General features: G+C 54.4%; 9 protein-coding genes and 1 pseudogene. 4 read left to right on the top strand and 6 right to left on the bottom strand.

Annotation, left to right across the window (positions count from 1 at the left end; all coding sequences use genetic code 11):
- On the bottom strand, nucleotides 1–411 hold the full coding sequence (locus ACVN9Z_RS22880; protein ID WP_053500923.1) for a DUF6375 family protein: 411 nt from the start codon (nucleotides 409–411) through the stop codon (nucleotides 1–3).
- A complete protein-coding gene (locus ACVN9Z_RS22875; RefSeq protein ID WP_054484057.1) occupies nucleotides 408–1,325 on the bottom strand; it encodes a radical SAM protein in 918 nt (305 codons plus the stop codon). The genes ACVN9Z_RS22880 and ACVN9Z_RS22875 overlap by 4 nt, the downstream gene beginning before the upstream one ends.
- 681 nt (nucleotides 1,326–2,006) lie before the next feature.
- Between ACVN9Z_RS22875 and ACVN9Z_RS22870 the strand changes: the two genes are divergently transcribed.
- The 3 genes from ACVN9Z_RS22870 to ACVN9Z_RS22860 all read left to right on the top strand — a co-directional run bounded on the left by ACVN9Z_RS22870 (nucleotide 2,007) and on the right by ACVN9Z_RS22860 (nucleotide 4,551).
- Complete coding sequence (locus ACVN9Z_RS22870; RefSeq protein ID WP_053501346.1) at nucleotides 2,007–2,831, top strand: hypothetical protein; 825 nt, start codon at nucleotides 2,007–2,009, stop codon at nucleotides 2,829–2,831.
- A gap of 55 nt (nucleotides 2,832–2,886) precedes the next feature.
- Entirely contained in the window at nucleotides 2,887–3,300 is a 414-nt protein-coding gene (locus tag ACVN9Z_RS22865; protein ID WP_053514831.1) for a hypothetical protein, read from the top strand.
- Nucleotides 3,301–3,540: 240 nt separating this feature from the next.
- Nucleotides 3,541–4,551 (top strand): hypothetical protein, encoded by a 1,011-nt coding sequence (locus ACVN9Z_RS22860; RefSeq protein WP_053501347.1) that lies wholly within the window; start codon nucleotides 3,541–3,543, stop codon nucleotides 4,549–4,551.
- 147 nt (nucleotides 4,552–4,698) lie between these two features.
- Here the strand turns inward: ACVN9Z_RS22860 and ACVN9Z_RS22855 are convergent.
- Nucleotides 4,699–5,969 (bottom strand): annotated as a pseudogene (locus tag ACVN9Z_RS22855) (IS256 family transposase).
- A gap of 192 nt (nucleotides 5,970–6,161) precedes the next feature.
- On the opposite strand from ACVN9Z_RS22855, the gene ACVN9Z_RS22850 reads away from it, so the two are divergent.
- Entirely contained in the window at nucleotides 6,162–6,905 is a 744-nt protein-coding gene (locus tag ACVN9Z_RS22850) for a DUF6602 domain-containing protein (RefSeq protein ID WP_131726997.1), read from the top strand.
- A gap of 449 nt (nucleotides 6,906–7,354) precedes the next feature.
- Here ACVN9Z_RS22850 and ACVN9Z_RS22845 read toward each other — a convergent pair whose 3' ends face one another.
- The 3 genes from ACVN9Z_RS22845 to ACVN9Z_RS22835 all read right to left on the bottom strand — a co-directional run bounded on the left by ACVN9Z_RS22845 (nucleotide 7,355) and on the right by ACVN9Z_RS22835 (nucleotide 12,949).
- A complete protein-coding gene (locus ACVN9Z_RS22845) occupies nucleotides 7,355–9,091 on the bottom strand; it encodes a hypothetical protein (RefSeq protein ID WP_081005757.1) in 1,737 nt (578 codons plus the stop codon).
- The gene (locus ACVN9Z_RS22840; RefSeq protein WP_199234250.1) at nucleotides 9,088–10,782 is read right to left on the bottom strand and encodes a hypothetical protein; all 1,695 of its coding nucleotides are present in this window, start codon (nucleotides 10,780–10,782) and stop codon (nucleotides 9,088–9,090) included. Before ACVN9Z_RS22840 ends, ACVN9Z_RS22845 begins: the two co-directional genes overlap by 4 nt.
- Before the next feature lie 421 nt (nucleotides 10,783–11,203).
- Nucleotides 11,204–12,949 (bottom strand): hypothetical protein, encoded by a 1,746-nt coding sequence (locus ACVN9Z_RS22835; RefSeq protein ID WP_053500809.1) that lies wholly within the window; start codon nucleotides 12,947–12,949, stop codon nucleotides 11,204–11,206.
- Between the last annotated feature and the right edge of the window lie 77 nt (nucleotides 12,950–13,026).

The raw sequence follows: 13,026 nt of genomic DNA, 5'->3' as shown, positions 1-13,026 counted from the left end.
TCAGCTCGCATTGGCTGAATCGGCCGGGTAGTCGTGCGCCGAGAATACTTCGACTTTAGCCCCGGCTTCGATGAACAACTTTAAGAACGCGGATATGTCAGCTTCGTCTGTCTTGACGGTAATTCGATTTTCCTCGCGCTCTAGTCGATGGTCCGATGCCAGCTGGCCGAGCTCAACGGGTCCCAAGGTGTGCAGTCTCAGGCTTCGCAGCAACGAGAGCATGTCCTCCGAAAATCTCAGATCTTCCGGGGCGGGGTCAAAGGCAAGGGTGTGACTCTCATCTTTTAGAGCCTGCTCGCTCAGTTTCTTAATGTCTTTCTCGACTTTCTCTGCATCTTGCGCTTTCTTGAACTTTCCAATAAGAACCAAATTCATAGAGTGCTCGGACCCGTACCCGTTCCAGATCTTCATGGTTGCATCTCCTGTTTGATATTGAAGGTAGTTCTAAGTTGCGTGAGCGCCGAAATGACGCCCGCAGCTCCAATCTTCGAGCCAACCGTCGCGTAAGAACTTGCTCGCAGCATGCCGGACGCGTCGATGTGTGCGTAGCCTTGAGTACCTCGTTCATCTGGAAACGGGTCGCATGTCGGAAGCCCCGATGCACCAGCTTCACTAACCGCCAAACGAACGGTGCCTCTGTATTTTGAGACCCAGTCTTGGAGCGCTAAATTGACTGCCCGGCCCATGCCTGCGACCGCATTGGTTTGTTGCTGAGGCAGCAGCAGCAATTCGCTAGCCCCAACTGTCTGCGCGAGCTCTGCCACCGCATCAAGTTCTGCGATCGTCCGCTCGTTGACTACTACGTTGATTCCAAAGGGCGAGAGCTTCGCGATCAACTCCATGGCGCTGAGTAGGCTGGAAAACGGCTTCCCGCGTTGCTCTTCATAGGTACGATCTGTGCCGTCGACGCTGATGCGTACGAAATGGACTGAGCCTCTTAGCTGCCCGATCATCTGTGGAGTCAGGCGATGGCCATGCGTCGTGAAGGTGACGGCCAGCTGAGTTTCTTGCGCCGTTCGGGTGCATATATCGACGAAGTTGGGATGCAGCGTCGGTTCTCCGCCGCCGAAACCGACACCGAGGCATCCTTCAGTGTCCAACTCCGTCAACCAGCCGAGCAACTGCTCTGTACGCAGCGACGCCTTATGCTTCGGGGCATAACAGTACGCGCAATGAAGATCGCAGACATTTGTGAGTGCGATGGATATCTGGCGAGGTGCTATTGACCAAACCGCCTCTTTCGGGAGCAACTCGTCCAGCAGAACATTTAAACCTGACATTCGATCGAAGAGATGCACCCCGTTTGGTCCAATCCTGGCTTTCATACGCTATTTCACCAATACAGTTTGCTTTTGAGAGCAAGAGTGGGACGGTGGGCTCTCTTTTCTTGGGGAGATGTCCTGCGATAAAGCCCGGCCCCAGCAACAACAATCGCATCTTTCAAGCTCATGGGCATCGAATCCGATAAAACTGGCAACAGCCAAATCCTATGCGTGGTGGGAAAAATAAATCAACATAACTATATTTTTTAGATCGATTTCGCTGGGGACGGAGGCGATCTTTGCAAACGTTCGCTTTCGCTCCCGAGCCGCCATGCAGCTACAAGCTCGAAAGCCGACAACTTAGCAAGACTGTAGGTGCATGGGCACCCGCCGTGCAGTGGTCAGGATGGCCAGAAAAGCGTCGATTTCCTGCCGGCCCATGTCCGGCGAATGCCGCGCATCGTGCAATTTCACCCTCAGGCGTACCGGGGAGTGTGTAGAATATACCTATTGTAACTAATTGGCGCGTGCCCCATCCGGCAATCATGTAGCCAGCAACACAGAGGGGCGGCGGGTTTCATGGCTAAATGTGGTGCCGTAATAGCACCCGGCAGACGTGCCGTAGCGCCCAGCTATAAGCCCCTGGCGGTATTTTTTTCGTGCCAATTTTGACCGTTAGTGCTGGATATGGCCTTTGGGTGGCGCAGTATATTTTACGTGACGCAACATGGAGATATAGTAGCTATGTCTGAGGCCAAGGATTGCTTCATCATCATGCCCATTGCCGATGCAGATGGATATCCGCAAGGGCATTTCAAGCATGTCTACGACAACATTGTGGCGCCGTCCTGTGTCAATGCGGGCTATCGCGCAGTTCGAGCCGATGAGATCAAAGCAACCAATCTGATCCACCTCGACATTCTTAAAAGACTGATAGAGGCGCCTATCGCAATCTGTGATCTCAGTAGCAGAAATCCAAACGTCCTATTCGAGCTTGGTATACGCCAAGCGTTCGACAGGCCAGTGGTCCTAATTCAAGAAAGTGGTACTCCGAAGATCTTCGACATCGCGCCCCTTCGCTATCTAGAGTACTCGAAGGACATGAAGTACCACGATGTCCTTCGTAGTCAAGGGGAGCTTAAGGACGCCATAGAAGCAACGGTTGCTGCTGATGCGGACACTGGCAACGTCAATTCGATCGTGAAACTATTGGCTCTGAATCAACCAGCGAAGATTCCTGAACTCAAGGGGGGGAAAGGAGAGCTCGCGCTTAGTGTGCTTCAAGCGGAGATTCAGGAACTACGTAAATTGATGGAGTACTCCCTTCATGATCGAGGGCGTGTGTCTCGCCGGGGCTCCATCACGGCGATCGAGTTTGAACGCATCTCCACCAGTTTGGAGAAAATTCAAAGTGCGAAACGGGTTCCCATGCCTGAGCGGGTGGAGCAACTTCATATGTTGATGAGAGAAACAGAGGAGTTGCTGGTTCGATGCGAGGAGAAATCGGATCACATGCACTTTCGGCATCTGATGGAACGAATTCATCGTGCAATCCAAGAAATCGCGTAACACTTCATTCCAACGGATCGCCTACAACGACCGCTAAATTCAATCGTTAGGGCCCATGTCACAGCTCCAGATGCAATTCACGGAAGTCCCGAGCGAGGTCAACACGTCGCGGGCACTCATCTATCTCTGGGAGATTTTTGATTCGGAAGGCATGGTTTGTTGCAGGTATGTCGGCAAAGCGTCGCGCGGCGCGGATAGGCCTCGCACCCAGTACCGCCGTAACGTGAATAACCTTCTGGCCGGCCGGCCATACCGCAAAGGCAAGCCTACCGAATTCCGTGCTATCCACCGACGCATGGCGCAGGCTGTTCAAGCGGGGGAGGTCATGCGGCTGTCTTTCATCTGCAATGTCGACCTAGACGAAAACATCAATGAGATTGAGCGGTTCTGGCAAAACCACTTCGGTACGACAAACGCTACGCGAGCCAGCAATTCGTTCAAGCCGGCACCGCTTCCCGGCGCGGCTTAAGACATTGAGTGTCCGATTTGGATTGCTGTCACTGGTAACTCTTGGCCGAAAGACGTGATTTGCGGGGCGCGCTGCCCTGCCATCTACAATACTGCGTTAAAGCCGTCACTCAACAAGCTGCCGCCGCCACTGCTTATACGTATGCTTGGTGATGCAGGCTGTAGTGCTCGTAACGCCAATACGTTCGGCCATGCGTGTCGACCCACCATCTTCCGTGGACTACGTGGAATCTTACTTGATATGCGAGTTGAAGAAAGGCGTATCGCCAATGATCATCAAATACAGCTCTACTTTACCTATTACGACCGCTTTTGGCGCCTTCACAAGTTGCTTGCTCTGAGGGAGACTTTACGAGAACGCGAACGGCTCAAAGGTGTTCTCCAAGACTCTTACGGCGAAGGCTACTTTGACTACGACACTGTGACATACAAGAATTTGACGAACGGAATTTTGGCGGATGCGATGTCCGAGGTTGTCATGTATTGCGAAGACTATCTCGGTCTCCTGAAGTTCATTCGAGAAAAGCTCTACTTTGTCAAACACACGGTCTCCTATTCAGCAGGCTCTATCGTGAATATCGCGAGTCGTCTTCGACAACTCTCTCGCGAGCAGACTGAGCGCCTCTTCTTCCTGCCACCCATTTCGACTGTAGCAGTTAGCTTAGCTCGCCAAGACGTGGACGCTATGCATTCATCGCTCCAACAGTATTCGGAAGGCGTGAAAAGGCTCATTTCCAAGCACGAGTCCGCCGTTCGATTTTACGAACGGTACCGGGATGCTCACTCCCAATACAAGCACGGTTTGAAGCTTTGCCTGAATGGCTTGGGTGGGAAGCTCAGTGAAGAAGAGCTTCGGCGGCGACGGAGCGAGACTTCTGGTTCAGTTTTTATACTGCAAAACAAAACGTCCATGGGAGCTGCACATGCGGGGAGCGTAATGCTGCCTGACATCTCTGTGGATGTGATTCGACGAAACATTCAAACACTGTTTGACGATCGCAACCTCCTGCATTTAGAGACGCTTTATTCTATCGACATTGATGAACTGATCTCGATCGGAAAAGACATTTGCCAACTTCTAAGCACCCTCGTCAGAAACAGGGTGGCGTTGATCGAAAACAAGGATAGAGATTGGATAGAGGTTTTATTGCCTACCGCCAATTCGGAGCGTATGACGAGTATGCGATACATACTGCCGTTGTGCCCAGGTGACGCTCGCCTAGATATTGAAGAATACCAGATGAAGCTATAGCGGGTGGGTGTTCAACGCATGAATTTATACCTTGCAAAAACGTGTTGGAACGGACTGTGCAGCTTAATTGGACAATCGATGATACGGACGTCCTCTCAGTCAGTCGGGCCTGTCCGTATTTTTGTGGGCGAGGCGTTTTAAAAGTCGTTATCCCCGCGCCGCCGTAAACCGTTCGCCGAACAGGGTAGCAAACTGGTTCATGGCGACTTTCCAGTCGAAGGTCGCTCTGACGGACTTGGCCAGCACGTTGCGTAGCGCCAGCCATAGGAGCTTGATGGCGGCCTCATCCGTTGGGAAGTGGCCTCGCGTTTTGATGATCTTGCGCAGCTGCATGTTCAAGCTCTCGATGGCGTTGGTCGTGTAGATCACGCGCCTGATGTCTGGCGGAAACACGAAGAATGGCGTGACGTTCTCCCAGGCCCGTTGCCAGGCAGCGACGATCGTGGGGTACCTGGTTCCCCAAGGTCCATCGGCGAACGCCTGCAGCGCCTGCTCGGCCGCTTGTGTGCTGGCGGCCGCGTAGATCGGGCGCAGGGCGGCGCCACGGCCTTGCGAACCTTCCAGCCCGCGTAATCCAGGCTGTTGCGGATCAGATGCACGATGCAGGTCTGCACGTTCGTGCGCGGGAAGGCCATGGCGATGGCGTCGGCCAGGCCCTTCAGGCCGTCGACCACGGCGATCAGGATGTCCTGGCACCCTCGGGTCTTGAGTTCATTGAAGACCTTGAGCCAGAACTTGGCCCCCTCGGTCTGCTCGACCCACAAGCCCAGCACGTCGCGCTGGCCGTCGGCCTGCACACCCAGCGCCAGGTACACCGCCTTGTTGCTGACCCCGCCGTCGTCACGGATCTTGACCCGCAGCGCGTCGAAGAATACCACCGGGTACATCGCCTCCAGCGGCCGGTTCTGCCAGGCAATCGTCTCGGCCATGACCTCGTCGGTGATCGAGCTGATGAAGTCCGGCGAGACCTCGGTGCCGTAGCTCTCGGCCAGGAACGCCTGGATCTCGCGCACGCTCATGCCCCGGGCGTACATGGCGATGATCCGGTCATCGAACCCGGTGACGCGTCGTTCGTGCTTGGGGATCAGGATCGGGGCGAAGGAGCCGTCCCGGTCGCGCGGAAGCTCCACGCGCACCGCGCCATGCTCGGTCAGCACCGTCTTGCCGCTGGCGCCGTTGCGCTCGTTGGCCTGGCCTTCGGGCTTGTCCTCGCCTGGCCGATAGTCCAGAGGCAGGTTCATCTCGGCGGCCATCGTGCGCTCGATCACCGCCTTCTGGAACGACAGGAACAGGTCTTGAACCTCGCTGGGCGTCATCGGTCCCTTGACCAGATGATCCAGCAGTTCGATTGGGACTTCAGGCAGCGGCCCACGGGCCGCCGCCTGAGCGGCCGCTGTGCGTCTCTTCTTTATCGGCATATCCATGATCTTTAGTCCTCATGATATGCGTCGCACATAAAATTACGGATAGGCCCGTTTAACGCGTCCGGGTCAGTACATCACGGGAGATCTCGTTATTAATTCTCGTGAAGGTGTCTGCTGACAGAGCGCGTTTTACATGCCGTTGCCACATTGCGGTTTGATCCGGTTCACTGAAAAAAAGCAGTATCCTTGACCGACTTTGGTATGCAATGGGACTCACAAGAAGCCATGAAGCCGTTAGTGAAATATTGTCGGGGAGCAGTTGACGCGCTCAATGCTCAATACAAAATGACCGAGGTCTTGGGTCACGCGGCAACCGCTGGCGCAGCTAGAGAACGCCTAATTCAGGATTTTCTGACTAGTCATCTTCCTGAGATGACTAGTGTGGTGAGCGGCGTCATCGTTGATTCAACCGGCCAGCGCTCGAAACAGCAAGACATTGTGTTGATGTTGAAATCAATGCCAAGACTGGCCTTTGCAAGCGGCCACGATTTAATATTCCAAGAAGGGACCGTCGCGACTTTCGAGATCAAGACTCAAATCACGCCATCTGTATTAGAGGGCATCGCTGATAATATTGAGAGCGTAAAACGTTTGATGCCGTCGACGCACGCGGGCACACAACTGGGGGATCTTGACTGGCCGTACGGCAGGGTTCTTCACGTCGTGTTGACATACGGGGGATCGGGTTTGGATGCCATCGGCGAAAAGCTCAACACTCTGCCCGAGGTGAGCAAGCCAGATGTCTACCTAGATTTGACGAGCGGCATTCTGATAAAGAATGAAGGCTTGCTCTTTTTACAGAGCGGGTCTGAACAGTATCTTCGCTATGAGGATCCCGCTGTAGGCCTTGCGCGCTTTCTTGCGTTACTGTCGAAAGTAACCGGGCGAATGGTAATGAGGGCTATCGACTGGGAGGCGTATATTTCATAGTGAGGCCTTGGCGATCTGGAATTCTAGTTTACGAAGATCTAATCGAGGACAAGCGTCATGAACCAAGTGCGCAGCCGTTAATGGCGCCGCATGAAAGAACCGCGGTAGCTGAGATCATGCACGTCCAGAACATCCGTCAACAAATCGCTTGAGGGGAAGAGGAAATACTAACGGCGTTGCTCCCTCTTCAATTTTCCCACTTTGGCGGCAGAGTCTTGGGGTGGTATCGAGATCGACCAAGCAGACGGCTAGGAAGGTCTGCAGTCGGCCACAAGGAGACATTGTCCTGCGCGTCGCAGGGCCGACCAAAACACACTAATCAGGAATGCCATGAAAAAAACCGTGATCTGGTGCCACAATTGGGCGCTTCTGAAACTTTCACGGTCTCTTTGATCTTTTCGTATCTGTCTTGCAGCAGGCCGTGCAAGCATCAAACGCCATCCTCTTCGCTACTGCGGTATCCCGGGATCCGATGCTGCTTCATCTGAAGCGGTACTGTCCGGCGCAGAACCATTCCGACCTCGCCAAACGTGCGGTGGCACCGGCATGCGATAGTGGCGGCAGGCCATAAGGAGAATTGGGATCAGGTGACTTCGGACGGCGCTTACGCGCTCATCCAGCGGATGCTCTTTAATCACGCGATTCAATAAGTTAAGAACGGCCTCTAGCGAATCGCTAAATGGCAGACTCGGTACCGCTATGCCGTGATCCCGATCACCATCCCAGAAAATCTCATCCGTTCGTGCGTCAGGAATCCAGATTTGGTGAGTCATGTGCGGAGCATACTCTAACAACGTCCTGCGCAAACGGTCTGCTCGCTCCTGATCTCCTATCATCGCAAGCCAAGCGAGCACGAAGGTATAGAGAATCCCCGCACGCGTATGCTCTTCGAAGTATGCGTCGCTGCTGTCTCTTGGATGGGCGAGGACATCTCGATAATCTGTAGTCGGCGTCGGATAGTGTCGCCGAACTTTTAGTCCGTAGCACAGGCGGTCGGACATGCTACGGATGTAATCAGCGATGTTGGATAAGCGGCCACGCACGTCTGCGAAACGCATTAATAGAGCCAGTTCGATCATGAAATCGTCACGCACGGGGGATGCAAGCACCGGGTTCGCGTTCAGCATCCCAATCGCTATGTTGAGCACCTTGTCCGCTCCTTCACTCATGGCATGCGCAAATGACTCGTCCTCCTCGGCACTCATGGCATCCAACCATAATCCGTGGAGAGATAATCTCCCCAGCGTCTCGAACAGCGCGATATTAACGTCTACCGCATTGCGTGAATTCACAGCCATTGAAAGCGCATAGCGCTTTTCAGCGAACGGCCCAATTTTTTCGACGAGTAGAAGATGCGCGATGATTAAGTGCAGTTTTAACACCTGATCCAAATGAGCGAGTCGCTCCTTTTGAATCACTCCCTTGCGCAGACGGGTAATATCGCAGTGAGGCCAACTTCGTAGCAGCACCAACTCGGATGCTCGATACGCAGCCTCAAGGTTATCGGCATCGCGAGCCCATACAAAGAGTATCCATAGGCATACGTAGGCCTTGCGTAGCTGGCGTGTACGCTCTGACTCGTTGTTCGGTTCAGCGAAAATGACATTTATTAAGCGGCCGAAATGCCTATATGCGACCTCGGGCTGATCAAGCATCGCGAGCGCCTTCTGAAACAGCCCTCGATTTTCACTCTCAATTAGTTCAGCACGCAACATGCCGCTGAGGATCAGATCCGAAATACGATCCCCGTTCCATTCGGCAAAGTGAACGTTGGTTTTCTCGTTCGCCCGACAGTAGCCACTCCACTGGGCACGAATATCCTCGCGCATCTCGCCGCCCATGCAGACACATATAACGATGGGCAGATCTGAGAAATGAGGCGGGATGCGGTTCGGGATGTAGTCATCCAGAATCTCATTCAGCGACGGGCGCACGGCTTGCTGACCGGCATCCCAATGCTCGCGCGTTAAATCGCCAGATTTAATTGTGAATAGAAATAGACTCCGCGCACCATCGCGATCGGGATCAGGGCCGACGGCGGCGACGTCAACACCGGCTTGTCGTGTTCCACGGCGGGGACGGGTTAGTATTTCAAATCCACTCTCAGCCAGAAGATCGGGAAAAATCGCGTCGAGTTCGCCGCGTTCGCGCAGCGACCGCAGATAGTGCATCACGACAAGTTTCATCGCTGTACTCTCCGCTCAAGCCTGAAATGGAGAAGCATATGGTCGAGACCAACCGGGTCAACAACACTGAGTAGAGGTAGCTCGGACGAAACGGAGAACGATTGCATCTCGGTCTGAGTGAGTTGCGTAGTTCCTTCGCCGGTATGAATCGGCGTCAACGAAGATCGGCCATATAGGATGTACTGCTTAGTGATGAGATCATCAAAGATCGATTTCCGCCTCGCCTGCTCCGCGCTCTGTTCCATCTGCTCGTGCCACTGAGCACGCTCCGTCTCGCGCTGCATTTCGCTGGGATGCAGTTCGACCAATCGTTCAATGCCTTCCATCCCATCCTGAAGTGCTGTCTTTCGTGCAAGCAGTTCAGCAATGTCCGGGGTGGTCTCGCCGCCGGCTGCAACGTAGCGCTCAAGGTACTCCTTCAACTTGCCTCCATAACTCACGAGCAAGGGGTCGTACATCAAATCCAGGACTGCATTTTTGATATCTGGAAACCCATAGCGAACTACAGCTAACGGTATGGCAACGGCGGCCAGTGGATCGATGAAGAGCCATCCGATAGCCTTGCGACAGAGAAATAGTTGGTCCGATGGATTCAATGGAAGCGATGATGTGGGGATGGAGAAGGGAGGATTATCGTTGCAGGGGCCGCAAACTTCGCTAGCCAGGCATTGATGGGTATGTGCACTTCCGTTCAGCAGCCAGTACACAACTGCGCCACCCAGCACGTCAGAGCCGGCATTTTGCAGCGCGTGGTAAGTGCTCTGGAACGCGTCGAGCGTGATCCGACCTTTTGAGCGATCGAATAGTTCACTGAGGAGGCAAATCGCTTTTTCAGCATACCCAGCGCTCACGAGCTGGTATCCGGCATGATCCATATGCGATATCGTGCCCGCGCTATCTGGGTCGACATCTGCAGCGGCATCGAGGCACAGGTCCAGGGCATTTTCTGTGAGACCATCTAGGTGCATCCACAACAGGTTCGTTGCCAAGTGGATTGCGAAGGAACTCCTTGTCTTTAGGGCCCTTTCAAGTTGCTCGTCAAAACTGACCGGAGCATGTGCTTTCCGTTGTGCAGCAGCGCGATAACCTGCTTCGAGGGACCGCAGTGCGATATCTTCATCAATGCTAGTCGCTCCTTGAAGCAGGGTGTCGAGCACTTCACTGTAGCGTTCACCTAGCTCCATGGCCCCCAAAGCCGAAAGGGCTGCGAGCTTCGCCTCCCGCTCGTGAGCCTGCGCGAAAATGAGGCCTTCCTCGATATCAGCGTTCATTACAAGAACCGTAAATAGATGGCGCAGAGCCAGGTTATCGCCACTACGCGCTGCTTGGTAGACCTTGGGAGCTCTGACTGGGTTCTTCTTCGTCCATTCCCCAAAAGCGGTACTAGGAGCCCCGGCAGCTAGGTCGTTGCCGCCGATGTCGAGCAGGCGTCCGATGAAAGCAAGGAGGACGTCTTGATCTACGTTCAGATGGGGTATCAGATCACATAAAACATGCTGAACGAGGAAGAAGCGCGGCCCTTCCAACTCCGCCAGCGCCTCGTCGAGATGAAGATCAATCGGTGGTGCGCCAGTAGCGTTCAATATGATCGCCAGCGTCTCGAGCCATGCAGCATAGCCATCATCCCGACGCCGACGCCCATGGTCCGCAACAGTACGAACCAGGCCGCGTGTGCGGAGTTGCGTAGTCAATTCCGTTTCGTCTGGCGATCTGTCCTCTGCTGTCATCGCGTTACCCATTGGATACATAGAGTGAATTGATTGCCTTGCCGGCACTTGTGTTCCTGACCCGCGATTTCTCCCGGCTGCAATGCCACCAGTACGTCGCGGTCACACCGCTCAGGCAAGGGGCGGCGGCTCGAATTTATAGCTACTGGCGATTATTTCAGCCCCGACTATCTTGGTGGGGAAAAACGGTTCGCGTGTATTGTCCGGCTTCATGCGCCGCGGCTCGGATAGTATGCGACCTCGTTCGTACTTCCACTTAATGGTTCACTGGTGTTTCTTTGCCAGTTCTTTATCCCCGCAATCAAATCTGCCTGTCTGAAAAAGGAATACTCCCCGTCAACCGTTTATGCGGACCGGTAGGCGCCTGGACGCAACTTGCGGGAAGCTACATTCTGCGTTCAGGTTTAGAAGCGACTGGGGGCACAGTATCCGTTTCTGATGACGCAGGATCGAGGTCAAAGTAGTCGTAACTCGGCTCCCGTCTCAGCCCTGCTGCAGGAGAGGTGCGGACCAACCGAAGGTTCTCCGCATCATAGGTCATGCCGTCCACCAAGCATGCCTCGGCAATGCGCGGGTTGTAGTCATTCAGCCAAGTGAAGTTTTTCTTCGTCCAAGCAAGTAAGGCCTTTTGAAGCGCCCGGCTGTCCCTGTCGTAATCGCCCTCGCTGACAGTGAGTCCCATTACGTTCAGACAGAAACCGAGAATCTTTGCTCCCTTGAAGTTCGGGAAGCGCCGCATATCTACGATTTCGTCGTAAAGAAGGCGGCGCACTTTGAACTTCACTACTTTGCCCGCAGAACCATCGAGGTGATTGAAGTTGAACAGCTCCCCCCACACCGAGTTGTGCTGAATCGTCCAGCATTCCCACTGTGGCGATTTGACTGCCGAAGCGTGAAAGATCACCTCGAAGATCAAGCTAGCGATGTGATCGTAAAAGGTCTCGCGCGGATGGCCGTGCTTCTCTCTCACACGGATGCGGACATGGTTGGCCCCCCCCTTTTCGTCGAGAATGTTGACGGCGTCTTTGACGAATTCGATGACGACACGAAGACGGCGGAATGAATCGGTATCCCAAACCCTGGTGAGTTCGTTCAAAGTGTAGAGATCAAAGACAGAATTTTCGATGTAGCTCTTAGCGCGATACAGCACGAACGAATGGCCTCCATATCCTTCGTTGACGTAGGTGCGTAACGTCATCAAAGCAACCCTGCAGTAGGCCTCCCACTGCGCGGCGTCCCATTCCCTCTGACCGGATGGATCGGGATCAAGGAGACTCCCGATTGTCTCGACCATCTTATAGTTGGCGAACATCGCGTGACTGAGCGGCTTGTGGTAGCCAATCAGACCAGATTCGTAGCCCTCAGCCTCGTGATAGAGGAAGGAGTCCTTGTTTGCCAGCGCCTCATTGATGATGTTTTTGGCGAAGGTCTCAACCTGGATGCCGTACTTCTTCGTCTCTGCTATTGCTTGGAACACTGCCAGTGCGGTGCCTGGCGACGACTCGACGATTGCGCGACATAATCGCTTGTCAGCGATGAGCAGGAGCAGGTCGTTGGCATATCCCTCCACCTTCGGGGGGCTTTTCTTCTTTTCATCTTCGCTCTCCTGCCGATAGTTCTTCAGTCTGCCCCTGTCCGTGGCGTGGCGGACAAGCGCCCCGGCTGAGGATGCGAGTTCGTCTGCGATGACGGCGAGCTCTGCCGGCGAGCCCTTGAGGATGAATCGATATAGGGTCTGCGCAAAGCGCTCGGCGTTCTGCCTCCCATAAATGGGAGGTCGGATGAATGCGAACCAAGTCCAGATGAGATACGTCAGCAGGAACAGCCCGCCCAAGAGTGCCTGCCATGACGCCGGTGTCAGTAGATTGCCCTTGGGTACGAGCCACTGCTCAGCGCGCCAGAGGTCAGTCAGTAGCGCCAGCACGCCGATGGCAGCAACCACCGAGAATGTGACGCCCAGCAGAGGAATGGGGGCAGTCTGGACTCGAAAACGGTAGCGGACGTCAGCAATAGTCCACGCCAATACCATTAGCGCAAGGCCAGCGAGGAACTCCGAAAACCCGAAGAATTTCTGCCCGCTGCCATCGAGCGGGATGAAGCAAACGCCAACGAAGCACTGCTCAACTGCCACCGGGACCTCCTCCTTGCATTAACGGCCTTGTGCGCTTGGAAATGGCACGCCTAAAGCAAAAGGGCAGCCCAGCGGAC

Source organism: Achromobacter sp. KK8, assembly GCF_054188005.1.
This window is presented reverse-complemented; position numbering and strand designations above follow the sequence as displayed.